General features: G+C 70.9%; 20 protein-coding genes and 2 pseudogenes. 10 read left to right on the forward strand and 12 right to left on the reverse strand.

What is annotated here, in order from left to right; translation table 11 throughout:
- Nucleotides 1-230: 230 nt before the first annotated feature.
- The 6 genes and pseudogenes from MMF93_RS33630 to MMF93_RS01535 form a co-directional block, all read right to left on the reverse strand.
- Nucleotides 231-617: pseudogene (locus MMF93_RS33630) on the reverse strand (glycosyl hydrolase); the annotation flags it as partial.
- Between the two features lie 43 nt (nt 618-660).
- Complete coding sequence (locus tag MMF93_RS01515; protein WP_242748759.1) at nt 661-2,223, reverse strand: glycoside hydrolase family 13 protein; 1,563 nt, start codon at nt 2,221-2,223, stop codon at nt 661-663.
- Nucleotides 2,224-2,345: 122 nt separating this feature from the next.
- Complete coding sequence (locus MMF93_RS01520) at nt 2,346-3,227, reverse strand: carbohydrate ABC transporter permease (RefSeq protein WP_242748761.1); 882 nt, start codon at nt 3,225-3,227, stop codon at nt 2,346-2,348.
- Between the two features lie 4 nt (nt 3,228-3,231).
- Nucleotides 3,232-4,185 (reverse strand): carbohydrate ABC transporter permease, encoded by a 954-nt coding sequence (locus MMF93_RS01525; RefSeq protein WP_242748763.1) that lies wholly within the window; start codon nt 4,183-4,185, stop codon nt 3,232-3,234.
- Entirely contained in the window at nt 4,185-5,552 is a 1,368-nt protein-coding gene (locus MMF93_RS01530) for an ABC transporter substrate-binding protein (protein WP_242748765.1), read from the reverse strand. The genes MMF93_RS01525 and MMF93_RS01530 overlap by 1 nt, the downstream gene beginning before the upstream one ends.
- A 320-nt stretch (nt 5,553-5,872) precedes the next feature.
- A complete protein-coding gene (locus tag MMF93_RS01535) occupies nt 5,873-6,883 on the reverse strand; it encodes a LacI family DNA-binding transcriptional regulator (protein ID WP_242748768.1) in 1,011 nt (336 codons plus the stop codon).
- A 330-nt stretch (nt 6,884-7,213) separates the two neighbouring features.
- Between MMF93_RS01535 and MMF93_RS01540 the strand changes: the two genes are divergently transcribed.
- Nucleotides 7,214-8,794, forward strand: a complete 1,581-nt coding sequence (locus MMF93_RS01540; RefSeq protein WP_242748771.1) for a right-handed parallel beta-helix repeat-containing protein — start codon at nt 7,214-7,216, stop codon at nt 8,792-8,794.
- Between the two features lie 68 nt (nt 8,795-8,862).
- Here MMF93_RS01540 and MMF93_RS01545 read toward each other — a convergent pair whose 3' ends face one another.
- Nucleotides 8,863-9,927: a LacI family DNA-binding transcriptional regulator gene (locus MMF93_RS01545; RefSeq protein ID WP_242748773.1), complete on the reverse strand. Its 1,065-nt coding sequence runs from the start codon at nt 9,925-9,927 to the stop codon at nt 8,863-8,865.
- 229 nt (nt 9,928-10,156) lie between these two features.
- On the opposite strand from MMF93_RS01545, the gene MMF93_RS01550 reads away from it, so the two are divergent.
- The 5 genes from MMF93_RS01550 (at nt 10,157) to MMF93_RS01570 (ending at nt 16,245) form a co-directional block, all read left to right on the forward strand.
- On the forward strand, nt 10,157-11,440 hold the full coding sequence (locus tag MMF93_RS01550) for an ABC transporter substrate-binding protein (protein ID WP_242748775.1): 1,284 nt from the start codon (nt 10,157-10,159) through the stop codon (nt 11,438-11,440).
- 318 nt (nt 11,441-11,758) lie between these two features.
- Nucleotides 11,759-12,649 (forward strand): carbohydrate ABC transporter permease, encoded by an 891-nt coding sequence (locus MMF93_RS01555; RefSeq protein WP_242748778.1) that lies wholly within the window; start codon nt 11,759-11,761, stop codon nt 12,647-12,649.
- Nucleotides 12,646-13,521: a carbohydrate ABC transporter permease gene (locus MMF93_RS01560; RefSeq protein WP_242748781.1), complete on the forward strand. Its 876-nt coding sequence runs from the start codon at nt 12,646-12,648 to the stop codon at nt 13,519-13,521. Before MMF93_RS01555 ends, MMF93_RS01560 begins: the two co-directional genes overlap by 4 nt.
- Nucleotides 13,518-15,458: a glycoside hydrolase family 35 protein gene (locus MMF93_RS01565; RefSeq protein ID WP_242748784.1), complete on the forward strand. Its 1,941-nt coding sequence runs from the start codon at nt 13,518-13,520 to the stop codon at nt 15,456-15,458. Before MMF93_RS01560 ends, MMF93_RS01565 begins: the two co-directional genes overlap by 4 nt.
- Before the next feature lie 124 nt (nt 15,459-15,582).
- Nucleotides 15,583-16,245 (forward strand): class I SAM-dependent methyltransferase, encoded by a 663-nt coding sequence (locus MMF93_RS01570; RefSeq protein WP_242748786.1) that lies wholly within the window; start codon nt 15,583-15,585, stop codon nt 16,243-16,245.
- Between the two features lie 65 nt (nt 16,246-16,310).
- On the opposite strand, the gene MMF93_RS01575 is transcribed toward MMF93_RS01570, so the two are convergent.
- The 3 genes from MMF93_RS01575 to MMF93_RS01590 form a co-directional block, all read right to left on the reverse strand.
- Nucleotides 16,311-16,949 (reverse strand): class I SAM-dependent methyltransferase, encoded by a 639-nt coding sequence (locus MMF93_RS01575; protein WP_242748788.1) that lies wholly within the window; start codon nt 16,947-16,949, stop codon nt 16,311-16,313.
- A gap of 423 nt (nt 16,950-17,372) precedes the next feature.
- Nucleotides 17,373-17,813, reverse strand: a complete 441-nt coding sequence (locus MMF93_RS01585) for an ankyrin repeat domain-containing protein (RefSeq protein ID WP_242748790.1) — start codon at nt 17,811-17,813, stop codon at nt 17,373-17,375.
- Between the two features lie 221 nt (nt 17,814-18,034).
- Nucleotides 18,035-19,288, reverse strand: coding sequence for an MFS transporter (locus MMF93_RS01590; RefSeq protein ID WP_242757172.1), 1,254 nt, complete (start codon nt 19,286-19,288; stop codon nt 18,035-18,037).
- 353 nt (nt 19,289-19,641) lie between these two features.
- Between MMF93_RS01590 and MMF93_RS01595 the strand changes: the two genes are divergently transcribed.
- On the forward strand, nt 19,642-19,866 hold the full coding sequence (locus tag MMF93_RS01595) for a hypothetical protein (RefSeq protein WP_242748793.1): 225 nt from the start codon (nt 19,642-19,644) through the stop codon (nt 19,864-19,866).
- A 66-nt stretch (nt 19,867-19,932) separates the two neighbouring features.
- On the opposite strand, the pseudogene MMF93_RS01600 reads toward MMF93_RS01595, so the two are convergent.
- Nucleotides 19,933-20,943, reverse strand: a pseudogene (locus tag MMF93_RS01600) (chitinase); the annotation flags it as partial.
- Nucleotides 20,944-21,301: 358 nt separating this feature from the next.
- Here MMF93_RS01600 and MMF93_RS01605 point away from each other — a divergent pair.
- Nucleotides 21,302-22,069 (forward strand): hypothetical protein, encoded by a 768-nt coding sequence (locus MMF93_RS01605; protein ID WP_242748798.1) that lies wholly within the window; start codon nt 21,302-21,304, stop codon nt 22,067-22,069.
- A 21-nt stretch (nt 22,070-22,090) separates the two neighbouring features.
- Here MMF93_RS01605 and MMF93_RS01610 read toward each other — a convergent pair whose 3' ends face one another.
- On the reverse strand, nt 22,091-22,882 hold the full coding sequence (locus tag MMF93_RS01610) for a FadR/GntR family transcriptional regulator (RefSeq protein WP_242748801.1): 792 nt from the start codon (nt 22,880-22,882) through the stop codon (nt 22,091-22,093).
- 273 nt (nt 22,883-23,155) lie between these two features.
- Here MMF93_RS01610 and MMF93_RS01615 point away from each other — a divergent pair, with 273 nt between their 5' ends.
- A complete protein-coding gene (locus tag MMF93_RS01615) occupies nt 23,156-23,986 on the forward strand; it encodes a carbon-nitrogen hydrolase family protein (protein WP_242748804.1) in 831 nt (276 codons plus the stop codon).
- The gene (locus tag MMF93_RS01620; RefSeq protein WP_242748807.1) at nt 23,980-25,479 is read left to right on the forward strand and encodes an APC family permease; all 1,500 of its coding nucleotides are present in this window, start codon (nt 23,980-23,982) and stop codon (nt 25,477-25,479) included. The genes MMF93_RS01615 and MMF93_RS01620 overlap by 7 nt, the downstream gene beginning before the upstream one ends.
- The last annotated feature ends 21 nt before the right edge of the window (nt 25,480-25,500 follow it).

Raw genomic sequence — 25,500 nt, forward strand, 5'->3', positions numbered from 1 at the left:
GGACCCGGAGCGGCGGTGTCCTTCCAGTGCAGCGTCTTCGCCGGGAGGCCGGCCCGCAGCTCGCCGTTCGCGTACACGTCGTAGCCGGTGGCTTCCGCGGTGCGCTGCCAGCTGAGCGTGGTGCCCTTGAGCGCCGTGCCGGCTGGGGCCTCGGGCGGCGTGGTGTCGCCGGAGCGCGCCGCGTAGACGGCGAGCTCCGCCACCTTCGTGGCGCCGGTGACGCGCAGGTAGCGCACCGCTGCGCCGTTCAGCGTGAAGGTGGCCTTTCCCTCGCGTGCCGTGAGGCCGGACAGCTCGCTGAAGTCCTTGCCGTTGGCGGACCCTTCGAGGCGCACGGTCCGGCCCGCGCCGGGCAGCCGGACCTCGGCCCTCTCGAGGCGCCGGGTCGCGCCCAGGTCCGCGGTGACCCAGTCCTTGCTGCTGCCTTCGGCGTACGTGTCCGGGTCGCCGTCCTGGACGCGCGCCGTGCCCTCGCCCATGAGATGCAGCGGGAGGGGCTCGGAGCCCTCGGCCGCGTGCACCGGCACCAGCTGCCAGCTGGTCAGCAGCAGGCCGGCGCCGAGCGTGGCCGCCAGGGTGGACCGCCACGCTCTGCCGCTCACTTGCGTCATGCGCATGACATTCCTTTCTTCGTGGGGGTCGCGGCCCGGCCGCGGGCGCTCAGGCCCGCAGCCAGACCGCCGTGTCCTGCGGCAGCAGTCCCCGCGGGGACAAAGGGCCGCTCGCCAGCAGGAGTTCGGTGTCCGAGGGGAGCACCACCTCGTCGGGGCCGAAGTTGACCAGGCAGATCCAGGTGACGCCGTCCCGCTGCGCGGTGCGGGCGAAGGAGAGCACCCGCGGCTCGTCGGCGCGCAGCCGGCGCAGCGGTCCCGCCTCCCCGAAGGAGCGCCGCAGCCGCAGCGCCGTGCGGTAGAGGGAGAGCATCGAGCCGGGGTCGTACGCCTGCCGCTCGGCGGCGTACCCGGCCCAGTCCGGCGGCACCGGCAGCCAGCTCGGCTCCGGGGCGCCCTCCCAGGGCAGCGGTACCCGGCAGCCGTCACGCCCTGGATCGACCCCGCCGGAGCGGGCGTGCATCGGGTCCTGGATCAGGTCCCGGGGGATCTCCACCTCGGGCAGACCCAGCTCCTCGCCCTGGTACAGGTAGACGGCGCCGGGCAGCGCCAGGGTGAGCAGCGCCGCGGCCCGCGCGCGGCGCGTACCGAGCGCCAGGTCGGTGGGGACCGAGAAGCGCTTCCGCTCGAAGGCGAAGCCGGTGTCCTCGGCCCGCCCGTAGCGGGTGACCGTGCGGGTCACGTCGTGGTTGGCCAGCACCCAGGTGGCCGGTGCGCCCACCGGGGCGTGCGTGGCGAGGGTGAGGTCGATCGACTCCCACAGCTGCGCCGGGTCCCACGGCCGGGACATGAAGTCGAAGTTGAAGGCGGTGTGCAGCTCGTCGGGGCGCAGGTAGCGGGTGAACCGTTCGGCGTCGGGCAGCCAGATCTCGCCGATCAGCGCGGCGCCGTACTCCTCGGCGATCCTCCGCCAGGAACGGTAGATGTCGTGCAGCTCAGGGCGGTCGTGGAAGGGGTGCGGCCGCGACGGATCGGTCGAGGGCAGCCCTTCGGCCTTCGCCAGGAGCGCGGCGGAGTCGATCCGCACCCCCGCGGCGCCGCGCTCGAACCAGAACCGCAGCACCTCCTCGTGCTCCTCGCGGACCCGCGGGTGGTCCCAGTTGAGGTCGGGCTGCTGGGGCGCGAAGAGGTGCAGGTACCACTCTCCGTCCTCGGTCCTGGACCACGGCACCCCTCCGAACTCCCCCACCCAGTTGTTGGGCGGCTCAGGCGAGTACGGCCGGAAGTGGAACAGCTCGCGCTCGGGAGATCCGGGGCCCGCGGCCAGCGCGGCCTTGAACCACTCGTGCTGATCGGAGACGTGGTTCGGGACGACGTCCACGATGCAGCGCATGCCCAGCTCACCGGCCTCGGCGATCAGCTTCTCGGCCTCGTCGAGGGTGCCGAAAGCGGGATCGATGGCACGGTAGTCGGCGATGTCGTAACCGCCGTCGGCGAGCGGCGAGAGGTACCACGGGGTGAACCACAGCGCGTCGACGCCCAGCTCGGCCAGGTAGGGCAACCGGGAGCGCACGCCGTCCAGGTCACCTGTGCCGTCCCCGTTCCCGTCCGCGAACGAACGGACGTACACCTGGTAGATGGCAGCACTGCGCCACCACTCCGTCCTTGACAAGAGGGAGTCCTTTCGAAGGAGATGCGTGAACTGCCTGGTGGGGCCAGGTCCGGCCCGCTGCCGGGCGGCCGGCCCGGCCCGTGAGCCCGGCGACCGGGTCAGCGCTGAGCCCGGCGGCCGGGTCAGCCCTTGAGACTGCCGGCGCCCAGCCCGGCGATGATCTGACGCTGGAAGACCAGGAACAGCGCGATCAGCGGCAGCGAGGCCATCACGAGGCCGGCGACCAGGCTGTTGAGCGGGGTGTCCTGGGCCACCCGTTGCAGGAACACGCTCAGCGGCTGCTGTGCGGGGTCCGGGAGCACCAGCAGGGGCCAGAGGAAGTCCTTCCAGGCCGTGACGATGGACAGGATGGAGACCACGGCGAGGATCGGCCGGGACAGCGGCAGCACCACGCGCCACATGGTGCGCAGCGGGCCCGCGCCGTCGATCTTCGCGGCCTCCAGCAACTCGTCGGGTATGCGGTCGAAGAAGTTCTTCAGGATGTAGATGTTGAAGGCGTTGGCCGCCGCGGGAAGCCAGACCGCGCTCGGGCTGTTGATCAGGTTCCGGTTGAACAGGGGGACGTCCACGACGGTGAGGTAGACCGGCACCAGCAGCGCCGTGGCGGGCATCATCAGGGTCAGCAGCATCAGGCCGAGAATTACGTTGCCGAACCGGGGACGCAGTTTCGAGAGCGCGTAGGCGGCCGGTACCTGCACCACCAGTTGCACCAGCCAGGCCCCGCCGGCGAGCACGACCGTGTTCAGGAAATAGCGGGCCAGATCCATCTCCCGCCACGCCTTGGCGTAGTTCTCCGGGTGCCAGACCTCCGGCAGGTACGTGGGCGGAGTCTGCGCCAGTTCCGACGGCGACTTCATGGCGCCGGTCGCCGCCCAGTACAGCGGCACGATGAAGGCCGCGGTGAACAGCACCAGGGCGACGGCGAAGACCGACCAGTAGATCAGCCGGCCCCTGCGGGTCCGCAGGACCGCCGGGCGTACGAGAGTGCGCATCGAGGCGGACATCACGTCACTCCTTGGAGCCGCGGGTGACCCGCAGGTAGAGGGCGGAGAAGGCGCCCAGGACGAGCAGAAGCAGCAGGCTCAGCGCGCTGGCGGTACCGAAGTCGTTGTAGACGAAGGCGTACCGGTAGACGAGGAACATGACGGTCACCGTGGAGTCCTGGGGGCCTCCGCCGGTCATCACGTAGGGCTCGGTGAACACCTGCATCGTCGCGACGATCTGGAGCAGCAGCAGGACCAGCAGGACGAACCTGGTCTGCGGGACGGTGACGTGGCGCAGCCGCTGCCACAGGTTGGCGCCGTCGAGCTCCGCCGCCTCGTACAGCTCACCGGGGATGGTCTGGAGCGCGGCCAGGTAGATCAGGGTCGTGGTGCCCATGTTGGCCCAGGTCGTGACGAGGACCAGGGAGATGAGGGAGGTGGCGGAGGAGTCCAGCCAGGCCGAGGTCGGCAGGTGCACCGTGCGGAGGATCTCGTTGAGCAGCCCGGGCCCCGGGTCGTAGAACCACTTCCACATCAGCGCCACCACCACGGGCGGCAGCATCACCGGAAGGTAGACCAGGATCCGGAAGTACGCCCTCGCGTGCCGGAACTCGTTGAGTACCACGGCCGTCAGGAACGGCACCGCGAAGCCGAGCAGCAGCGCGTACAGCGTGAACACCGCCGTGTTCTTCCAGGCCGTGAGGAACAGCGGGTCGTGGAAGAGCGTGTCGAAGTTGGCGAAACCGGCCCAGGTGTTGCCCGTCGCGAAGTTCACGTGCTGGAAGCCGAGGAGCACGTTGCGGACGATCGGCCACCAGGAGAACAGTGCGAAGATCACCAGAGCGGCGCTGAGGAACCCGTACGCCGTCACGTGCTCACGCAGTGAGCGCCGGCGGGCGCCGCGCTGCTTCGGTGCGGCGGGCGGCGACGGCGACGGCGTGGCCGCGCGCCGGGGAGGCGTCTTCAGCGAGGTGCTCATCAGGCGGCGCGGTAGATCGCGTTGACCTTCTTCTCGGCGTCGTCGAGAAGCCTGTCGAGGTCGGCGTCCTTCTTGGTCAGGACGGCCTGCATGACCGAGTCGAGAACCGCGTAGACCTCCTGGGCCTTCGGCGGCTCGATCACGCCCGGCACGTGCGGCGCGGCCTGGACGAAGGTCTCGTAGTTGTCGGTCGGCACGTTGGCGTTCTTCTTCTTGACCTGCTCGACCTTCTCGCGGACCTCGCCCTTCCAGATGTCGGGGGTGGGCGGCATCGGAAGACCGACCGGGAGTTCGTCCCGCACGTGGTCGGCGACGTTGCGCTCGATGAGGGCGGGGTTGAGGAACTTCCACTGGAGCCACTTGACGCCCGCCTTGACCTGCTCGGGCGACGCCTTGGGGTTGATCATGTACCCCTCTCCGCCGAGCAGTGTCGCCTTCGCGTCCGGCACCGGGGCCAGCCCGTAGTCCTCGTACTCACCGCCGAACTGCTTGGCGATGACGCTGATGTTGTCGGCCGCCGAGAGGTACATGCCGAGCCTGCCCGAGCCCATCATCCGCTGCACGTCCTCGGCCTGGAGCAGCTGCTTGCTGCCCATCGAGTCGTCCTTGAAGCGCATGTCGTGCAGGTCTCGCAGGGTGGCCCTGCCCTCGGAGGTGTTGAACGCCGCTCTCCACTTGCCGCCGTCCTCCTCGGCGACCCGTCCGCCGCGCGAGTACAGCTCGGCGGTGTAGTGCCAGCCGCCCTGGTTGTTCTTGGAGAAGTCGGCGTAACCGACGGTGTTGTCGCCCAGCGCCGCGATCTTCTTGGCCGCCTCGCGCACCTCCGCCCAGGTCTTCGGCGGCTGGTCGGGGTCGAGGCCGGCCTTCTCGAACAGCTTGCGGTTGTAGACCAGGCCCATCGAGTAGTTCGCCGTCGGGAGACCGAACTGCCGGCCCTCGTCGTTCTGGAAGACCTTCATCAGCTGGTCCTGGACGTCCCCGCGGTGCGGCATGTCCTTGACGGCGTCCGTGAGGTCCGCCGCCTGCCGCTTGTCGATGAGCGACCTGGTGTCGGTGAAGTAGACGTAGAAGACGTCCTCGAGCTTGCCGCCCGCCAGCTTCGCGTTGAAGGTCTTGGGGTCCATGAAGCCCTCGTGGGGCACGATGTCGATGTCCGGGTTGGCCTTCTCGAACTGCCTCACGTGCTTGTCGAAGAGCTTGCGTTCGAAGGCCTGCGTCTTGGGCGGCTGCCCGTTGACGTCGAGCCTCACCTTGCCGCCGGAGTCCGCGTCCGCGCTGTCGCTGCTGGTGCCGCAGGCGGCCAGCGCGCTCAGCGCGAGAACGGTCACGGTGGCGAGCCCGAGCGTACGGCTTCTCGCGATGGACATCGATGGACCCCTTCCGGGCGGGTGATCAGCGGCTCGGTGGTGCGCTGTGCGCGCAGCGTGGGATCGGCCCCACGGGCTGGAATCCGCCGCGAGGCCCTGGGCGCCGGGCGTCGCGCACACTCAACCACCGGGGTCATCGCAGCGCAATATCCCGCGCGTTTATTGCAAAAAATCGATAGCCCCGTCGATCACGGTGCGGAAACCGTCGGACCGCACACCGAACAGCCCTGCGTCCCGGAGGGCGCAGGGCTGCGGGGGGGCGGTGAACTGGGGCGGTTACGTCGCGAGAGGCAGGGCCGGCCGGGCCCGCGGCTGTCGCGTCAGCCCAGTGGCGCGGGGCCTGTGGAGGCGCGGACGACCAGCTCCGGCTCGAAGATGATCTCGTCGCGGACGACCTCCTTGCCCTCCAGCTGGGCGGTGAGCAACTGGACGGCGGCACGTCCCATCGCGTCGATGGGCTGCCGGATGGTGGACAGCGGCGGATCGGTGACGGTCATCAGCGGCGAGTCGTCGTACCCCACCACGGACACGTCCCCGGGGACCGAGAGCCCGCGCCTGCGGGCGGCTCGTACCGCACCGAGGGCGATGATGTCGCTGGCGCAGACGATGCCGGTGACACCGGCGTCCAGAAGCCGGGAGGCGGCTGCCTGGCCGCCCTCCATCGAGTACATGCCGCGGACCGCGAACGCCTCGGGCAACTCGCCCCCCGCCACCCGCGCCGCGACCTGGCCTGCCTCCAGTTTGCGCCGGGAGGGGATGTGGTCGGAGGGGCCGAGCGCGAGCCCGATCCGTTCGTGTCCGAGCGAGCTGAGGTGCCGCCATGCCTGCTCCACGGCGACCGCGTCATCGGTGGAGACGCAGGGGAAGTCCAGCCCCGGAATGGGCGCGTTGACCAGCACCACCGGCAGCCGACGCTCGTGCAGCAGCCGGTAGTGCTCGTGCGGGGCGTCCTCCTGGGCGTACAGACCTCCGGCGAACACCACGCCGGAGACCTGCTGTTGGAGCAGCAGGTCCACGTAGTCGGTCTCCTGGATACCGCCCGGGGTCTGGGTGCACAGCACCGGGGTCAGCCCGCGCTGCGCGAGCGCACCGCCGACGACCTCGGCGAAGGCCGGGAAGATCGGGTTCGACAGCTCCGGCAGCACGAGGCCGATCAACTGGGCGCGTTCGCCGCGCAGCTGCGTCGGGCGCTCGTATCCCAGTACGTCGAGCGCTGTGAGAACCGCCTGCCGCGTCCCCTCCGAGACCCCGGGTTTCCCGTTGAGCACCCGGCTGACCGTGGCCTCCGAGACACCCACTTTCTGCGCCACCTGCGCAAGTCGTCGCGTCATACACGCAACAATAGCGCAAGTTTTGCAAGTGGCTTGCGCGTGCCGAGTCAACGCCGTGCGGCCGCGTCACGTGGCGCCACGGGGCCGGGTTGCGCTCCGCGAGCGGCTCGGGGCCACCCCACGACCGTGACTCCGGTCGCGCCTCGTCACGTCGGGCACGAACGTCGCGCGGGCCCGGCGTACTTGACGCTCCCCAGGCGGGTTCCTATGGTCCCAGAGCGACAACAGACATCAGACGTCTTTCGTTTGGTGGCTCTCGTCACCCCCGCACGGCACCGCACCGTCATTTGTTCGTTCGGCCTCGTCCGACGACCCTGCAGGGAGCCCTTTGTGCGCACAAGAAGACTCACGCTGTTCGTCTCCGCCCTGTCCCTGTCCGTCCCCTCCCTGTGGGCCACGGCCCATGCGCAGGCGACGCCGCAGCCGCAGTCCTTCCACGTGGACTGCGGCGCGGACACCTCCGGTGACGGCAGCCGGTCCACGCCCTGGAACACCCTGGAGCAGGTGAACTCCCACACCTTCCAGCCCGGCGACGCCATCCTCCTCAAACGTGGCTCCACCTGTGAGGGCCGGCAACTCTTCCCCAAGGGCTCGGGGGCCGAGGGGCAGCCGATCACCGTCGACACGTACGGCTCAGGGGCCAAGCCGAAGCTCGCCGGGGCGGGTCAGGTGACCGACGTGGTCCGGCTCGCGGACCAGCAGTACTGGGAGATCCGCAACCTCGACATCTCCAACAAGGGCGACACCGCCGCCACCCGGCGCGGAGTCCACATCACCCGCACCGACTCCGGCACCGGGACCCACTACCGGCTCAGCGGACTGGACATCCACGACGTCAACGGCAACCAGACCAAGAAGGACGACGACGCCAGCGCGGGCATCTTCTTCGAGGTGCTCGGCCACTCGAAGGCGACCAGCTTCGACGACGTCGCCATCCTCGACAACACGGTGAAGACCGTCGACCGCTACGGTATCCACTTCTGGACGCGCTGGATGCGGCGCCCGGAGCTGCAGAACGCCAACTGCGGCTCCACATGCGGGCCCTGGAGGCCGCAGACGGGCGTGGTGATCCGCGGCAACTCCGTCTCCGACATCGGGGGTGACGCGATCGTGCCGCACCACACCGACGGCGCTCTCGTGGAGTACAACAAGGTCGACGGCTTCCGCGAGCGGGAGCCCGAGCACTGCGCCGCCGGCATCTGGGGCTGGAACACCGTGGACGCCGTCTACCAGCACAACGAGGTCAGCGGCGGCAAGAGCACGTGCGACGGCCAGGGCCTGGACATCGACGAGGCCAACACCCGCACCGTCTACCAGTACAACTACAGCCACGACAACGAGGGTGGCTTCATCCTGCTGTGCAACGGCTCGGGTTCCACCTCGGCCGACAACGTCGTGCGCTACAACATCAGCCAGAACGACGGCGGGCAGCTCTTCGACATGGTCTGCGCGAAGACGACCAACACGCAGATCTACAACAACACCTTCCACCTCGCCGAGCCGGTCGAGATCGTCAGCAACGGCAACGGATCCACCGCCGACAACGCGGTCTTCAGCAACAACATCTTCCATGTGGCCACGTCGGACGCCGCCTACGTCGACGTGGGCGGTCTCGGCTTCGACGCGAACGTCTTCCACGGCAACCACCCGTCCGGTGAGCCGACCGACCCGCACAAGGTGACGGCGGACCCGAAGCTGGCAGCGCCCGGCACCGCGACCTCGCGCACCGACGCCGACGGCTACCGGCTCCAGGCCGGTTCGTCCGCCCTCACCAACGGCCGCGTCATCGGCGAGCCCGGCAGCCGCGACTACTTCGGCAACCCGCTCGTGGCCGGCTGCGCCCCCGACCGCGGCGCCCACCAACTGACGACGTCCTGCGCCGCTGCCGCCGAGCGGACGAGCGCCGGATAGGAAACGGCGGCGCGCCGCCGGTGCACGGCCGACTTCCCGTGGCCGAGCACCGGCGGCGCCACTGGTGTCTAGCCGTGTTGCCCCGGGCCGTCGGCGGCGCGCACGCCCGCGCCCCGAGCAGGCGCGGTGCTCGCGCGTACGACCAGGCGCGGTTCCACCAGCGCGGGCGCCGGCACCGCCTCCGGCGCGGTGATGTACCGCAGCAGGTGCGCGACGGCCAGCTCGCCCATCTGCGCGAACGGCTGGGCGACGGTGGTCAGCGGAGGCGAGCAGTACTCCGCCAGTTCGATGTCGTCGACGCCGACCACCGAGACGTCCTCGGGGACGCGCCTGCCCAGCTCGTGCAGCGCCCGCACGACCCCGAACGCCATCTCGTCGCTGGCCACGAAGACCGCGGTGACGTCGCGGATCCGTCCCAGTACGAGGCCGTTGCGGTGCCCTGACGCGGGTGACCAGTCGCCCTCCAGCGGCGGTGGCGCCGCGCGTCCCGCCGCTTCGAGCGTCGCACGCCACCCGTCCCGGCGGCTGGCGGCCTCCAGCCACTCCTTCGGGCCCGCGATGTGCCAGACCGTCTCGTGGCCCAGATCCAGCAGGTGCTGGGTGGCCAGGCGTGCCGCGAGGGACTGGTCGACGGCCACGACCTCGGTGGCGTCGGTGCGTGAACCGTCGATGGTGAGGGTGGGTGTGGCCCGGGTGAGTTGTTCGAGCCGCGGGCTGCTGTGGATCAGCGGCACCGCCAGGATGATCCCCTCGACGCCCTGGTCGGTGAGCCGGGAGAGGGCGGCCTCGATGGCGGAGGTGTCGAGCGAGGCGGTGGTCGCGGTGCTGACCGCGTATCCGGCGGCTTGGGCCGCGCGCTCGATGCCCGAGGTGACCGCGGCCCGCGTGTAGAAGCTGGTTCGCAGAGTGACCACGCCGAGCGTGCGGCTGCGGCCCGAGGAGAGCATGCGGGCGGCGTTGTTCCGGCGGTAGTCGAGCTGTGCGACCGCTGCCATCACCTTGGCTCGCGTCGTGGCCTGCACGTTGGGATGGTCGGAGAGCACGCGCGACACCGTCTGCGCGGAGACCCCCGCGGCCCGGGCCACGTCCGTCATGCTCGGCGGCCGCTTTCCGCCGTCGTCCTGCTTCGTCATGGTCCCCGCCTCGAAGCACTCCCCGTGTTGATACCGCCAACACGATCTGTCAGCCGGAATCGTACAGCGCTCTGCGCTGCCCCGGAAACGACCCTTGGCATCGCTAACATCGTCTGCCATAGTTTCGGCCATCAGCGGTCGGCGGCCCCGAGGGGTCAGCCGGCGTCACGTGCTGATCGTCGACCGCGGAGGCCCTTCCTCCGCCCTGTCATGGCATCCAGGAGGAGCTGTGAAGCGGTCCACTGCCCGATGTGCCGGACTGGCGGGAGCTCTCGCTCTGGCCCTCACCGTCTCCGGGTGCGCCGGGTCCGGTTCGGCCTCCGGGAAGGCATCGATAACATTCTGGGGCTGGGCCCCTGGTTACGCGGACGCCGTCAAGGCGTTCAACGCCGGCCACCCGGACATCGACGTCGACTACCAGTCGGTGCAGCCGGGCGCCAAGGGCGGCTATCAGAAGATGCTCAACGCCGTGAAGGCCGGCAACGCGCCCTGCCTGGCCCAGGTCGGGTACGAGACGATACCCAGCTTCGCGACGCAGGGCGCGTTGGAGAACGTCGCCCAGTACGCCTCCTCGGACAAGGACGACTACGTGGACGCGGCCTGGCAGTCGGTGACGCTGGCGGGCAACGTCTACGGCGCCCCCGTCGACACGGGGCCCATGGCGCTGTTCTACAACAAGAAGGTCTTCGACTCGCTCGGCCTCGAGCCCCCGAAGACCTGGGCGGAGTACAGGAGCGCGGCGGAGCGGATCCACGCCTCGGACCCGAAGCGCCACATCTCCTCGCCCTACATGGACTACGACTACGCGGGGCTCGCCTGGCAGGCGGGCGCCAAGTGGTTCGGGACCGCGCACGACTCCTGGCAGACGACCATGGACTCGGCGGCGAACAAGAAGGTCGCCGACTACTGGCAGTCGCTCACGGACGACGGTCTGATCAGCAGCGCGCCGATGTACGACCAGGCCTGGTACACCGGGCTCGGCAACGGGGACATCGCCACGGTCGTCGGCGCCGTGTGGCAGGCCGGGACCATCAAGGGCGGGGTGAAGAAGGCGTCCGGCGACTGGGCCGTGGCGCCGATGCCGCAGTGGAAGGAGGGCGAGAAGCGGGTCGGCAACTCGGGCGGGTCCGCCACCGCCGTCCTCAAGGGCTGCGACGACCCGGAGGCGGCCTGGGAGTTCGCACACTGGATGAGCACCGATAAGAAGGCGTTCGGCGGCCTCGTCGACAAGGCCGCGCTGTATCCGGCCGCCACCGGCCTGCTCGACCTGCCGCAGTTGAAGAGCGACCCCTACTTCGGCGGTCAGAACATCTACGAGGTGTTCGCCGACGCGTCCCCGCACGTGGACCCGGACTGGACGTGGGGCCCGCTGATGACCAAGACGTCGACCGACCTCAACGACGGCCTCGGGAAGGCGTGGGCGGGCAAGGGAAGCATCGCCGGCGCGCTGCGCACCGCGCAGGACAAGACCCGCACGGAGATGAAGAAACAGGGCCTGTCGGTCTCGGACTAGAGCCTCTCGTGCGCCTCGTGCCGGGCCCGCGTCCCGGCGCACGTGCTCTCGCTTCCGCACCGTGCGCGTGCTCTCCTCCTCCGCCCCGTGCGTGTGCTCTCGCTTCCGCACCGTGCGCGTGCCGCGCGCATCCCCCCGGGCGCGACGGGCTCCTCGGCACCAGTCCCGCCCGTCCCCCGCTGCCCCGACACCCAGCTCGCAGCTTCCAGGTAAGGAAGACAGACCGTGACCCACCTCGCCGACCCGGTAAGGGCCAGCGCCCGCCGGGGCACCGACGGCACCTCGCCACCGGGCCCCGGCCGCCGACCGGGACCCCGCATGACACGGCCACGCGCGCGGCGGCTGAGGCCGCTGCTGTTCTGCGCGCCGTTCATCGTGCTGTTCGCCGGCATGTATCTGGCGCCCATCGCCTACGCGGCCGTCAGCAGCCTGTTCGCCCTGCACCGCACCGGGCTCGGACTCACCGCGCCCACCGCGAGGTTCGACCCGCTCAGCAACTACACCCAGGCGCTCCAGGACGACGCGTTCACCTCCTCGCTCGTCCGGGTCGCGCTGTTCGGCGTGGTCCAGGTGCCCGTGATGCTGGGTATCGCGCTGGTCCTGGCCCTGCTGTTCGACGCCAAGTCCGCGCGGGGCAGAGGTTTCTTCCGGCTCTCCAGCTTCCTCCCGTACGCCATCCCGGGAGTGAGCGCCGCGCTCGTGTGGTCGTTCATGTACTCCTCGCAGTCGAGCCCGATCAACCGGCTGCTGGAGCCTCTCGGCGCGGCCGTCCCCTTCTTCGACGAGGACCTGGCCCTGTGGTCCGTGGCCAACATCGTCACCTGGAGCTGGGCCGGCTACAACGCCATCATCATCTACTCCGCCCTCCAGTCGATCCCCTCCGAGGTGCTGGAAGCCGCGCGGATGGACGGCGCCTCGGCCGTCCGGATCGCCTGGAGCATCAAGATCCCGGCCGTACGCGGGGCGCTGGTCCTCACCACCGTGTTCTCCATCATCGGCTCGGCCCAGCTGTTCAACGAGCCGACGGTGCTGCAGCCCGTCTCCGGGGGGTCCATCTCCTCCGCCTTCACCCCCATCATGTCCGCGCAGAGCGCCGTGGCAGCGGGCAACCACCACTACGCGGCGGCCCAGTCCGTGCTGCTCGCGGTGGCGGTGGGCGTGGTGTCCTTCGCGTTCTTCAAGCTGACCGAGCGAAAGGGCCAGGCATGAGCACGGTGTCAGGGAAACGGGTCGCGCTGCGACCACGGCGGGAGACCGCCCCCGTCAGCCGGGGCGCCGTCATGGGCCTGCTCGGCCTGTCCGCCCTGTACTTCCTGTTCCCGCTGTGGTGGCTGATCGTGTCGGCGAGCAAACCGTTCGGCGAGCAGTTCTCCGGTACGGGGCTGTGGTTCGACGGCTTCGGCCTGTTCGACAACATCGCGCGGCTCAGCAGCCAGGACGGCGGCATCTTCTGGCGCTGGATGCTCAACAGCGTGCTGTACTGCGGAGTCGGTGCGCTGGTGGGCACCGCGCTCTCGGCGCTGACCGGCTACGCGCTCGCCAAGTACGACTTCCCCGGGCGCGGTGCGCTGTTCGGGACCATCCTGGCGGCCGTGCTGGTGCCCAAGGTGCTCTTCACGCTGCCGCTGTACCTGATGTTCTCCGGGGTTCAGCTGATCGACAACCCGCTCGCGGTTCTGCTTCCGAGCGTGGTCAGCCCGTTCGGTGTCTACCTGGCGCGGGTGTTCGCCGCTCAGACGGTGCCGGACGAGGTCCTGGAGTCCGGACGACTCGACGGCGCGGGCGAGTTCCGGATCTTCCGCAGCATCGGCCTGCGCATGATGCTGCCCGCGCTGGTGACGATCTTCCTGTTCCAGCTCGTGGAGATCTGGAACAACTACCTGCTGCCGTCGATGGTGCTCGGCGACGACCGGTTGCAGCCGGTCACCGTCGGCCTGGTCGGCTGGAACGCCAGCCATGTCGCGGTGCCTCCGCCGCTGGTGGTCATCGGGTCGCTGGTGTCCGTCATCCCCCTCGTGATCGCCTTCCTCGCGCTCCAGCGGTTCTGGCGCGCGGGCATGACCGCCGGAGCCCTCAAGTGACCCCACCTCCCACCGGGCCCGCCGCCTCGTCCGCCGGGCGAGCGGCGGCCACCCTGACGCACGCCGACGGCCGGTTCCTGCGCGGCGGCCGGCCCCACCGGGTGCTGTCCGGCTCGCTGCACTACTTCCGCGTCCACCCCGGCCACTGGGCGGACCGCCTGGACCGGCTGGCGGCCCTCGGGCTCAACACGGTGGACACCTACATTCCGTGGAACTTCCACGAACGCCGCCCAGGAGATGTCCGCTTCGACGGGTGGCGCGACCTGCCGCGCTTCGTCCAGCTGGCCCAGCAAGCCGGTCTGGACGTGATCGTGAGGCCGGGACCGTACATCTGCGCCGAGTGGGACAACGGCGGGCTGCCGGCCTGGCTCACCGGCACCCCCGGCATGCGGCCGCGCACGAGCCATCCGCCGTTCCTGGACGCTGTGGGCCGCTGGTTCGACGCGCTCCTGCCGAAGGTGGCCGCGTTGCAGGCCGCCCACGGCGGGCCCGTCGTCGCCGTGCAGATCGAGAACGAGTACGGAAGTTACGGCGACGACCGCCTCTACTTGCGCTGGGTCCGCGACGCCCTCGTCGACCGTGGCATCACCGAACTCCTCTACACCGCCGACGGACCCACCCCGCTGATGCTCGACGGCGGCACGCTGCCCGGCGAGCTGACGGCAGCCACGTTCGGCTCGCGGCCCGCCGACGCCGCGGCACTGCTGCGCACGCGCCGCCAGGGCGAGCCGTTCTTCTGCGCGGAGTTCTGGAACGGCTGGTTCGACCACTGGGGCGAGAAACACCATGTCCGCTCGGCCGACAGCGCGGCGGACACCGTGCGCGACCTCCTCGACGCGGACGGCTCGATCAGCCTGTACATGGCACACGGTGGCAGCAACTTCGGACTGTGGGCGGGCGCCAACCACGACGGGGAGACCTTCCAGCCGACCGTCACCAGTTACGACTCGGACGCGCCGATTGCCGAAAACGGCGCGCTCACACCCAAGTTCCACGCGCTGCGCGCGACGCTCGCCACCGCGCTCGGTGCCGCGGCACCACAGCGGCCGCTGCCCGCCGACCCGCCCCTGCTGGCACCCCGGACACTGCCGGTGACCCGGCAGGCCGCGCTGCTGGAGGCGTTGCGTGCGACCACCGAGCCGGTACACGCGCCCTCACCGCTCAGCTTCGAGGAACTGGGGCAGTCCGCGGGCCTGGTGCTCTACACGGCGCATCCCCTGGTGCCCCCGGGCCGGCAGGAGGTGACCGTGACGGGGCTGCACGACCGCGCCCAGGTCTTCCTCGACGGCGTGCCCGCGGCCGTACTCGACCGCGAGACGGCCTCTTTCACCGTGGAAGGAACGGGAGAGCGCACCAGGCTGGAGCTGCTGGTGGAGAACCAGGGGCGGATCAACTACGGGCCGCTTCTGGGCCAGGGCAAGGGCATCCTCGGCGGAGTACGGGTGGAACGCCGACTCGTGCACGGGTGGTCCATGCACCGGCTCCCGCTGGACGCGTGGACGCCGCAGGAGACCGCCCACGCCGCCTCGGCCGCCGCGCCAGGTGGTACGGCCGGTTTCGCCCACGCACGCTTCGAACTCGGCGAACTCGGCGAACTCGGCGAACTCGGCGAACTCGGCGAACTCGGCGAACTCGGCGAACTCGGCGAACTCGGCGAACTCGGCGAACTCGGCGAACTCGGCGAACTCGGCGAACCAGCCGACACCTTCCTCGCCCTGCCCGGTTTCGCCAAGGGGTTCGTCTGGGTCAACGGCACACTGCTCGGACGCTACTGGGAGGTGGGGCCCCAACGCACGCTCTACGTGCCCGGGCCCCTCCTCCGCGCCGGTGCCAACACCCTCACCGTCTTGGAGCTCGAACGGTTCGGTGGGCACCTCGCCCTCGTCGACCGGCCAGAGCTGGGACCGGCGGAGCAGTACGTCGAGACGTTCGACTGACGGGCGGACGCCACGCGCACCGGCCACTCCCCCGCGCGCGGCGCCGTGACGGGCGCGCCGGCACCGGGCGCCCGTCACGGCAGGCGCCGGGACCCTCGGGCAGGCGCCCGGCTACCGTGGCGCCATGGCGTCGCTGTCTCGTCTCGACCGGTTCCACCGAAGGCACCCCTGGAGCCACAACGACCACTACGGACCGTGGGTCGCCCGCCAGGTGACCGCCGCCGGTGCCCGGCACGTCCTGGACGTCGGCTGCGGCACAGGGAATCTCTCCGCGCTGCTGCGCCGGCGCGCCGCCACCGTGACCGGCCTCGAACCCGACCGGGACACCGCCCGCACCGCGGCGGAACGCTTCGCCGACGACCCCTCGGTCGACATCGTCGAAGCCGACTTCGCGGGGCGCGACACCCGGCGGCGCTGGGACGCCGTCACCCTCGTCGCCGTATTGCACCATCTTCCGCTGGTGCCGACGCTGCGGGAGCTGGGTGGCTGCCTGTCCCCCGGCGGGCGCCTCGTGGTCGTCGGCTGCTACCGGGAGGCCGGGCCCATCGACCTGCTCACCGCTGTGCCGGCCGCGCTCGCGAACCCCGTCATGGCGCTTCTCAAGCACCCGGCCCGTGCCGCGGCGCCGCCCCCGCACATGACGGCGCCCACCCGCGAACCGCTGGAGACCTTGGAGGAGATCCGGGCCGCCGCCGCGCGGGAGCTGCCAGGTGCCCGGATACGCCGTCGCCTGTTCTGGCGGTACACCCTGGTCTACGACGCGCCCGCCGCCCCCGGCCCGGCCTGATCTCCTCCAAGGCGGACGCGGTCCCCTGCTGCGGGCGGGACCGCGCTCCCGAGGCAGGGGCCGGCTCAGACGGTACGGGTCCAGCGCCACACGTGGTCCCCCCGTGTGCCGGTCCTGCCGTCGGGCGAGGTCAAGGACCGCTGCACGGTCTCTTGCGTCTCCACCCGCCAGGTGGGCGGCAGAGCCAGCCCGTCGAGCACGCCTTGGAGCGTCGGGAAGGCCGCGTCGAACGGATACTCGTCCTCCTCCATCCAGGACGGCCAGCCAGCGTGCATGACGACGAGCAGGGTGCCTCCTGGTGCCACTGCTTCGGCGGCCCGTGCGAGTACGCCGTCCTGGTCGAGCGCGACAGGTGACTGGAGGAACTGTGCGCTGACCAGATCGAAACCGGCCTCGGGGAAGCTGAGGCCGAGTTCGTGCTGCTCGAACGCCGTCCGCTCGGCGAGACCGGCCTCCGCGGCGTGCGCGGCCGCCCGCTCCAGCGCCGTGGAGGAGATGTCCACGCCGGTCGCCCGCCAGCCGCGCGAGGCCAGCCACAGCACGTCACTCCCCTCGCCACAGCCGAGGTCCAGGGCAGTGCCCGGTGCCAGAGCGTCGACCTCACGGACGAGCAGCGGGTTCGGGTCGCCGCTCCAGAGGCGTTCGCTGGAGCGGTAGCGCTCTTCCCAGAACTGCGCCGGGGCCTGAGGCTGCGGTGTCGACATCGGGGCTCCTTCGGGACGACTGCGTGGTGCCGGCGGCACCTGAGCCCAGAGTCGTCAGACGGACGAAGGCCGGTCAAACACCGTTGCCGGTCCGGCAAAGGCGCCCTGGGGCGCGGACGGTCGAGCTGGGGCACCGTGCTCGTCGGTGGCCGCGCCCACCTCGACCGGCTGGCAGTGGTCGTGCGCCGTCAGCGTGTGCGGCTGCTCCTGGGACAACGCTCAGCGCTGTCTGGACGATCTCGCACGCTGCGTCAGCCGACTCGAACAGCACGTCGGCAGCGGGCTGCGTGCGCCTCCACGAACTCACCGTGCGGCAACCGCTTGACCGTGCCGGCCTCCCGCCCGTGCAGCGCCTTCCCCCCACCCACCTGGCGGGTGACCCAACTTTCGGGCCGACCGCGGCCCCGAGGGCGGAGCGCCACGTCACGTCGCCGTCCCGGACCCCGCTCCCGCTCCCGCTGCTATCAGAAGGTCGGCGGTTCCGGTGTGAGGGCCGGCGTCCATCGCCCATTCCAGAGGCGTGCGACCGGTGCCGTGGTCTTCACGCAGCCGCGGATCGGCTCCGTACGCCAACAGCGCGCGTACCGTCTCGGTGTGCCCCCAGCACGCGGCCGCGCACAGCGGCGTGCCCTCCGATCCGGGCCCGCCGCTCTCGGCGTCAGGCGCGGCCCCCGCTTCAAGGAGCAGGCGGGCCACGTCCGCCTGGCCGCTCACGCACGCCTGATACAAGGGAGTGGCGCCCTCGGCGTCCGCCCGCTGAGGGTCGGCGCCGGCCCTGAGAAGGGTCTGCACGCGAGCGGCGTCCCCCATCACGATGGCCTCGAAGAGACGCCGGGAGAGCTTCTTCCGCTGCCGCTGGTTCATGAACGTGGAGTTTAGGGGTACGGCGCGGGGGCCGAAGCGCCCACCGAGGAGGAACCCGCCACCGAGGACGCCACTCGCTGACCACCGCCGCCACCAGTGCGTCCCGGCAGCGCGCTTTCCCGCACCGCGCCGGAAAGGCCGAGGGCCGCCGCCGCAGTCAGTGCGGCGGCGGGCGAGCCGCGCTGTACCACGTGCGAAGCCGGCGCGCGTCGGGGTCCGCCTCAGCCCAGCTCTCGTGACCGGGTCTCCGGCAGTGCCAGCACACACACCAGGGAAACCACGGCCATCGCGGAGACGTACCAGCCCACGGCGCTGGAACCGTAGGAGGACTGGAGGTCGGTGGCCACCAGCGGCGCCACCGCGCCGCCCAGCACTCCGCCGAGGTTGTAGGCGAACGAGGCACCCGAGTAGCGCACCCGGGCGCTGAACAGCTCCGGCAGGTAGGCGCCCATGGGCCCGTACACGACGCCCATGCAGAACAGTGTGCCGCCCAGCGCGAGGGTGATCAGCAGCGGTTGTCCGGTGTCCAGCAGCGGGAAGAGGACCAGGCCCCAGACGACGGCGAGAGAGCAGCCGATGAGGACGAGTCGGCGGCGGCCGCGGGCATCGGAGCGGGTGGCGGCGATCCAGGTGCCGACGGCGAGGAAGAGGCAGGCCACCATCGACAAGGCCAGCATGGTGCTGCGCGGGACGCCGAGGCCGTCCGTCGCGTAGTTGAGGCAGTAGGTGGTGGCCGTGTAGAAGAGCCCGTAGGCGACGATCATGCCGCCCGCGCCCAGCAGCATCTCGCGCCAGTGGGTCCTGAAGACCTCCATGGCCGGCGCCTTGCTCTTCTCCTGCGCGTCCATCACGCGCTGGAAGACCGGCGTCTCGCTGATCCGCATCCGTACGAACAGCCCCACCGCGACCAGCGCGAACGACAGCAGGAAAGGCACCCGCCAGCCCCAGGAGCGGAACGCGTCGTCGTCGAGCCCGGCGGACAGGGCCCAGAAGATCCCGGTCGCCGCGAAGAACCCGACGGAGGGGCCGAGCTGCGGGAACGCCGCGAACATGCCGCGGCGTTTCTCGGGCGCGTGTTCCACGGCGAGCAGCGCGGCCCCGCCCCACTCGCCGCCGAGTCCGATGCCCTGGAGGAACCGGAGCAGGGCGAGCAGCAGCGGCGCCCACACGCCGAGGGTGGCGTAGCCGGGCAGCAGCCCGACGCACGCGGTGGAGAGCCCCATCAGCAGCAGGGAGGCCACCAGTACGGACTTGCGCCCGACCCGGTCGCCGAAGTGTCCGAAGACCAGCGAGCCGAGGGGCCGGGCCACGAAGGCCACCGCGTAGGTGGAGAAGGCCGCCAGCGTGGCGTTGAGAGAGCTGAGGTTGGGGAAGAAGGCGTCGTCGAGGACGAGGGCCGCAGCAGTGCCGTAGGCGTAGAAGTCGTAGAACTCGATGGCCGTGCCGATGAAGCTCGCGACGGCCACCCGGCGCATGCTCTCCCCGCCACCGTCCTTGCCCCCGCCGTCCACGCCCGCACCGGCCGGGTCGCTGTCCGCCGGGGCCGTGTCGGTCTCGGGGGTGCTGCCCGGCGCGTCCGTGTCCGGGGCGCTGGTCTGTGACAGAGCGGCACCAAAGGTGCCGTCCGCCGAAGTGCCGTCGCCCTGCGGCTGGGCGGATCCCGGTTTCGCTTGTCCTGCTTGCTGGCTCACAGGCGCACCTTTTCGGGAGGGCGGACGCGAGTCAAGAGACGGAAGCGCGCGTCTCGTTCAGCGAGACGATGCTGGTCGAGCGCGCAACCGCGGGAGATCGGCTGCGCCGTCGTCCGGTTTCTCACTACCATCACCGGATGCAGAACATGACGTGCACCCACTGCGATACGGCCGGACTCGAGCCGGGCTTCGTCGAGGATTCAGGCCAGAACTCGCGCGGTTACGCCCGCTGGATAGCTGGGCATTTGGAGCGTGGCATCTTCGGCGGTGCCAAGCGCATGGGCCGGCAGTCCCGGCAGATCGAGGCCTACCGCTGCTCCAAGTGCGGACACCTGGAGCTCTTCGCGACGTACGAGTCCTGACACCGGTGCCGCGCCGACGGCGTGCGTGCCGTGCGGGCGCGGTGACCGGTGTCCCCAGCCGTGGTGTCAGCCGTAGTAGCGGTCGAAGTTCTGCGAGAACTCCGCGCCGTTGAATTGGTCCCAGTTGACCGACCAGGCCATCAGCCCGCGCAGACCGGGGTGGCTGCCGTGTGGCTCGTAGGAGCCGCACTCGGTTCCCTTGGTGAGGCAGTCGAGAGTCTTGTCGACCTCGCTCGGCGCGATGTGTCCGTTACCGGCCTGCGGCGAGGCGGGCAAGCCGATCGCCACCTTGCTCGGAGGCAGACCGGGGAAGACTTTGCCGGTGTCGCCCTGGACGGGGAAGCCCGCGAGCAGCATGTCGGTCATCGCGAGGGGGAAGTCGGCGCTGCCCATCTGGTGGTAGGTGTCGTCCAGCCCCATGATCGGGCCCGAGTTGTAGTTCTGCACGTGGAGCAGCGTCAGTTCGTCGCGCAGCGCGTGGATCACCGGCAGGTAGGCGCCGGCGCGCGGGTCGCCGCCCCACTGCCCGGAGCCGTAGCGCTGGTAGCCGAGCTGGACGAAGAAGGTCTCCGGGGCCATGGTGAGGGTGAAGTCCGTGCCGTACTTCGCCTTGAGGGACTTGACGGCGGAGATCAGGTTCACGATGACGGGTGTGGTGGGGTTCTCGAAGTCGGTGTCGCCCTCGTCGAGCGAGAGCGAGTGGCCTTCGAAGTCGATGTCGAGACCGTCGAGGCCGTACTCGTCGATGATGGCCGAGACGGACGTGACGAAGGTGTCGCGGGCCTGCGCAGTGGTCAGCCGTACCTGCCCGTTCTGGCCTCCGATGGAGATGAGGACCTTCTTGCCCTGCGCCTGCTTGGCCTTGATCGCGGCTTTGAACTCCTCCTTCGTCTCCGCATTCGGACACTCGCTCTGCGGGCAGAGGTCGAAGCGGATGTCACCGGACGTCGCCGTGGTCGGTTCGCCGAAGGCGAGGTCGATGACGTCCCAGCTGTCGGGGACGTCGGCGAGGCGGGTGTAGCCGGAGCCGTTGGCGAAGCTTGCGTGCAGGTACCCGATCAGGGCTTGTTCGGGTAGCGCCGCGCCGCGGGGCTGGACGGCGGACGAGGCCGCGGGCGACTCGGCGGGCGGGTGGTGGGCGCCGGCGGCTCCGGCCGCGGCGGCCGGAGCGGTGAGCAGGCCGGTCCCCGCGAGGAGGAAGGCCGCGCCCGCGGTGCGGAGCCGGGAGAGTGTGCGTCGGCCCTGGCGGGGGCCGGAGGGGGAGCGTGCCACAACTGCCTCCAGGGTGGCGCTCGTTGGGGAGCGAACCATGGCCAAGTTGGTCCAGACCAAAGAGGTTGTCAAGAGCTGACGCCGTGGCGGACCGACTGCCACAATGGGGACACCGCACGGACGAGCCCCGGCGCGAGGGCTCCCCCACCGCGCGGGAGGGGTGTTGCACGAGATGAGATACGTCCTCGTACGCTGCTGTGCGCTGTTGCTCGGTTCCGCGGCGGTGTGGGCGGGCCTGCATCAGGCCGCGGAGCCTTACCGCACGACCGTGCAGTTCCGGCACGCCCGGCCCTGCCCGAGCAACAGCCCGGCGGAGACGAGCGCGTGCGTGGGGCGGGAGAACGGCCGTGTCGCGGACAAGTACACGGTGACGCACACCTCGGGTGACAGCGACGACACCACCACGCACACCTCCTACTACCTGCGCGTCGAGCGCGGCTCGGGGCGGACGGCGAAGTACGAGGTCTCCTCGGGGCTGCACGGTGCTGCGCGCCGGGGCTCGCGCGCCGGGCTCGAGGTGTGGCGCGGGCAGGTGGTGGGCATCACGGTACGCGGCTCGCGCGACCGGCTCACCCCTGACGCGGCCGACGACCTGCTGTTCAACTGGTGGTGCAGCTGGATCGGGGCGGGCGTCGCACTGTGGTCTGTGCTGGGAAGTGGCCGGCCACGCGGGCTGTTCGGCCCACTGGGGAGCCGGGCGGGCGCCTGGGTGTGGCTGGGGCTGTGCACCGCGCTGCCGGCGAGCCGGATCGCCGCTCACGGCACCGCCGGGTGGGGCATCCTCGGGTGGTCGGCGGTATGGCTGCTCGGCGCGGCGGTGAGCGTGGGTGCGGTGGTGGCCTTCAGGGAGGAAGCGGACGGGACGGCAGGCGGCCGGTGGTTCGCGCGCCGGAGCCGGCGTCGGATGCGCGCACGGCCGGGCGCGGGCTGAGACGGCGGTGCGCGCTCCTCGCTACCCCCCTCGGGCGTGCTCGGGGGCCGGTGCGGAGTGCTCGCTCGACGTGTCGGTCGCGGTGAGGCCCACATACATGGTGCGGTGCAGTTCGGCGGCGTGTGCGGAGAGCAGGTGGGCGGCGCGCGCCGCGTCCCGGCCCTCCAGCGCGGCCCTGATCTGCTTGTGCTGCTCATTGCTGGTACGCAGGTAGCCCATGGTGTAGGGCAGGAAGTAGCAGTACAGCTCGCCGGTGACACGCGTGTACATCGCGAGCGCACTGGGCAGCCCCGTCGCGGTGGCGATGAGCGAGTGGAAGCGCTTGTCCGACGTGTGGAAGTCCGCCCAGGTGGTCGCCGCGTCCATCTCGGCGATCGCCGCGTCCAGCAGGCCGAGCGTCTCCGCGTCGATGCGCGCGGTGGCCAGGTGTGCGAACCCGGCCTCCATGACGACCCGCTCGTCGATCAGGCGCCGGACGCGCGCGGCGTCCTCACGGTAGGCGGCACTCTCGGCCACCGCGTGCAGGCGCGGCTGTTCGGCGATGAACGTCCCCCCGCTGCGCCCCGGCCGCCGCCGGACGATGCCTTCCCGCTCCAACGCGCTGAACGCCCGGCGCACGGTGATCTCGCCGACGCCCAGCGCGGCAGCGGTCGCGCGGACGTTCGGCAGCCGCTCCCCCGGCGCCAACAGGCCCAGGTCGACGGCGAGAGAGATGCGGGCTCTGACGGTGTCGAGAGCGCTGGTGCGGCGGATCGCGGTCAGCGGGCCACGACTCAGCGCCCCGGCGGCGCTGTCACCAAGCTCGGATGCCATCGGCACAGCCTAAGCCCGGCGGAGCGCCACCGTGACGCGGCGAGGGCCGCGCGACCGACCCGGCTCGCGCCCCTTCCCGGCCGCTGGACGGTGGCCCATCCGCGAACCCTTTACGTGGTCAAAGTGAGCATGTTTATATGACGGCCGGGCTCCGACCCACCCGCCCTCCGGGCCCCCTCCCGGGCCTACCGCCCGCTTCCGCCACACGCGCCTCGCGGCTGTCCCCCCCCCCGGCCGCGCTCTCCCTTCTCTCTCCCCGACTCGAAGGTGCCGATGAAGATCTCCGCGCTCCAGACCGCCGGAACACCGGGCGACGTGCACGCCAACTGCGGCGAACTCGACGCCGCCTGCGCCCGGGCCGTGAGCCGAGGAAGCCGCCTGCTCATCACCCCGGAGATGTTCCTGACCGGGTACAACATCGGGGAGCGCGTGCACGAACTGGCGGCCACCGACCTGCTCTCCCCGGTGCGGGAGATCGCCCAGAAGCACCGGCTCGCCCTCGTCGTCGGCCTGCCCGAGAGCGAGCACGGCGCCTGCTACAACTCCGCCGTCTTCATCGACCCCGACGGACAGGTGCGCGGCCGCCACCGCAAGACCCACCTCTTCGGCGAACTGGACCGCACCTACTTCACCGCGGGTGACCGGCTGACCTCCGTCGTCGACTTCGAGGGCGTCCGCATCGCCCTGCTGATCTGCTACGACGTGGAGTTCCCCGAAACGGTGCGGGCCGCGGCCATGGCCGGGGCCGACCTGGTGGCCGTGCCGACGGCCCAGATGGAGCCGTACGCGTTCGTGGCCGACCACCTGCTGCGCGTCCGCGCCTGGGAGAACCAGCTCTATGTCGCCTACGCCAACCACGACGGCGCGGAGGGGGCCTTGCGGTACGTCGGCCGCAGCTGTCTCGTCGCGCCCTGTGGCGAGGTGCTGGACCGCGTGGAGCACGGCGACGGGCTGCTCAGCGCGACCGTCGATCCACGCGTCGTCGCGCGGGCCCGCGACGCCAACCCCTACCTCGCCGACCGCCGCGTGGACCTCTATACCGAGGGCCCTGTCGAACACCGCGCTCCGCACGCCACCCGCGACGCCAAGGACTCCGCATGCTGACCGACTCCGGCCGCGCGCCCGCCGAGGGCGCCGCATCGAGCTCCCCCGACCTCAGCGGGCGGCTGGGTACAGGGTCCATCGTCTTCATGGTGATCGCCGCGGCCGCTCCCCTGACCGTCGTGGGCGGCAACGTCCCCCTCGCGGTGGCCGGCGGCCCGGGCGCCGGTGCGCCCGTCGGATTCGCCCTGGCCTCCTTGCTGCTGCTCGTCTTCGCCGTCGGCTTCGTCACCATGACGCCCCACGTGCCGCAAGCCGGCGCCTTCTACGCCTACGCCACGCGCGGCCTCGGCGGCCGTATGGGGGTCGGTACGGCCGCGGTCGCGCTCGTGACCTACACCGCCATCCAGGTCGGCGTGTACGGCTACCTGGGCGGGGCGGTGAACGACGCCCTCTCCCTCTTCGGCGGCCCCACCTCGACACCGTGGTGGGTCTGGTCGCTGCTGGCCCTCGGCGCGGTGGCGTTCCTCGGCTACCGGCACATCGAACTCAGCTCCAAGGTGCTCGGCGTGGCACTGGTGCTGGAGATCGCTGTCGTGGTCGTCCTCGACGCGGTGGTCTTCGCACGCGGCGGTGCCCACGGGATCAGCGGGGAATCGTTCACTCCGCACGCGGCCGTCTCGGGCCCGCTCGGCATCGCGGTGCTCTTCGCGCTCACCGGCTTCATCGGCTTCGAGGCCACGGCCGTCTTCCGGGACGAGGCCCGTGACCCCGAGCGGACCATCCCCCGCGCGACCTATCTGGCGGTGCTGATCATAGGCGGCTTCTACACCGTCTCCTGCTGGGCACTCATCCTGGCTGTCGGCACGACGGATGCCTCGGCGGTCGCGCAACGCACGGTGGACGGCCGGGGCGACATGCTGATGGACACCGCGCAGGCCTACGTCGGCACCACGCTGCGCGATCTGATGCAGGTCCTGCTGCTCAGCAGCCTGTTCGCGTGTGTACTGTCGTTCCACAACGTCATCGCGCGCTACACCTTCACCCTCTCGCGGCAAGGCCTGATGCCCGCGCGGCTGGGTGCCGTCCACCCCCGCCACCAGTCGCCTTCCGTCTCCTCCGTGGCCCAGAGCATCACCGCGTGCGTGCTGGTCACGGTCTGCGCCGCCTGCCAACTGGACCCGCTGGCGGGGGTGTTCGGCTCCATGGCGGGCGTCTCGACGGTCGGCATGGTGATCCTGATGCTGGTCACCTCCGTCGCGGTGCTGGCCCACTTCGTCCGCCGCCCCCAGTTCGCCCGGGGAAAGCTGTGGCAGACCCGCGTCGCTCCCGCACTCGCCGTACTGGGCCTGTTGGTCGCCATGTGGCTCGTGCTGACCAACTTCACACTGGTCACCGGCGGTGGAGTGCTGCTGAGCACCATCCTGGCGCTCGTCCCCTTCGCAGCACTGGGGGCGGGTATCGCCCGCGGGCCCGGGCCCCGTGGCCTGTCGGAACCGGCCGCGGCTGACGCCGGCGTCAAGACCGACGCCGACCTCGGCACCGAGACGTCCTGACGCCGCGGAGCGGTTCGCCCT

This window comes from Streptomyces tubbatahanensis (assembly GCF_022699385.1).
GTDB lineage: Bacteria > Actinomycetota > Actinomycetes > Streptomycetales > Streptomycetaceae > Streptomyces > Streptomyces diacarni.

What these genes read in the sequence shown, in the direction of transcription:
- MMF93_RS01570 (WP_242748786.1), top strand. Translation starts at nt 15,583, where the DNA reads ATGGCGTCGCTGTCTCGTCTCGACCGGTTCCACCGAAGGCACCCCTGG.
- MMF93_RS01595 (WP_242748793.1), top strand. Translation starts at nt 19,642, where the DNA reads ATGCAGAACATGACGTGCACCCACTGCGATACGGCCGGACTCGAGCCG.
- MMF93_RS01615 (WP_242748804.1), top strand. Translation starts at nt 23,156, where the DNA reads ATGAAGATCTCCGCGCTCCAGACCGCCGGAACACCGGGCGACGTGCAC.
- MMF93_RS01545 (WP_242748773.1), bottom strand. Translation starts at nt 9,927, where the DNA reads ATGACGAAGCAGGACGACGGCGGAAAGCGGCCGCCGAGCATGACGGAC.
- MMF93_RS01525 (WP_242748763.1), bottom strand. Translation starts at nt 4,185, where the DNA reads ATGAGCACCTCGCTGAAGACGCCTCCCCGGCGCGCGGCCACGCCGTCG.
- MMF93_RS01535 (WP_242748768.1), bottom strand. Translation starts at nt 6,883, where the DNA reads ATGACGCGACGACTTGCGCAGGTGGCGCAGAAAGTGGGTGTCTCGGAG.
- MMF93_RS01530 (WP_242748765.1), bottom strand. Translation starts at nt 5,552, where the DNA reads ATGTCCATCGCGAGAAGCCGTACGCTCGGGCTCGCCACCGTGACCGTT.
- MMF93_RS01575 (WP_242748788.1), bottom strand. Translation starts at nt 16,949, where the DNA reads ATGTCGACACCGCAGCCTCAGGCCCCGGCGCAGTTCTGGGAAGAGCGC.
- MMF93_RS01520 (WP_242748761.1), bottom strand. Translation starts at nt 3,227, where the DNA reads ATGTCCGCCTCGATGCGCACTCTCGTACGCCCGGCGGTCCTGCGGACC.
- MMF93_RS01585 (WP_242748790.1), bottom strand. Translation starts at nt 17,813, where the DNA reads ATGAACCAGCGGCAGCGGAAGAAGCTCTCCCGGCGTCTCTTCGAGGCC.
- MMF93_RS01620 (WP_242748807.1), top strand. Translation starts at nt 23,980, where the DNA reads ATGCTGACCGACTCCGGCCGCGCGCCCGCCGAGGGCGCCGCATCGAGC.
- MMF93_RS01560 (WP_242748781.1), top strand. Translation starts at nt 12,646, where the DNA reads ATGAGCACGGTGTCAGGGAAACGGGTCGCGCTGCGACCACGGCGGGAG.
- MMF93_RS01555 (WP_242748778.1), top strand. Translation starts at nt 11,759, where the DNA reads ATGACACGGCCACGCGCGCGGCGGCTGAGGCCGCTGCTGTTCTGCGCG.
- MMF93_RS01590 (WP_242757172.1), bottom strand. Translation starts at nt 19,288, where the DNA reads ATGCGCCGGGTGGCCGTCGCGAGCTTCATCGGCACGGCCATCGAGTTC.
- MMF93_RS01610 (WP_242748801.1), bottom strand. Translation starts at nt 22,882, where the DNA reads ATGGCATCCGAGCTTGGTGACAGCGCCGCCGGGGCGCTGAGTCGTGGC.